The organism is Frateuria defendens (genome assembly GCF_001182895.1).
GTDB classification, from domain to species: Bacteria; Pseudomonadota; Gammaproteobacteria; order Xanthomonadales; family Rhodanobacteraceae; genus Frateuria_B; species Frateuria_B defendens.
Genome location: NZ_LFQR01000300.1, coordinates 1 through 268, shown reverse-complemented (window position 1 = coordinate 268; position 268 = coordinate 1). Strand labels below are relative to the sequence as shown.

The window sequence follows — 268 nt, the reverse complement described above, 5'->3', positions numbered from 1 at the left end:
AGCGGAACCAGGCCATGCAGCACGAACCGGACGAACGGCCCGACCTTGCCCCGACCAGCCACGCGGACCCATGGTCCGAACTGCGCCGCTTCACCCCCGCGCGCCTGGCGCTGGGGCGCAGCGGCGTCAGCCTGCCCACCCGCGAGTGGCTGCGCTTCGGCCACAGCCACGCGCAGGCGCGCGACGCCGTGCACGCGCGGCTGGACGTGGCGGCGCTCTGCGCGCAGCTGGCCGGGCTCGGCCTGGCCCCGCTGCCCGTCGCCAGCCA

Annotated in this window: 1 protein-coding gene; it reads left to right on the top strand. The window is 77.2% G+C overall.

Annotated elements, in window-relative coordinates:
* Nucleotides 1-14 precede the first annotated feature (14 nt).
* On the top strand, nucleotides 15-268 hold a 254-nt coding region (locus ACH65_RS18360), incomplete at its 3' end, for an ethanolamine ammonia-lyase light chain EutC (protein WP_049624090.1).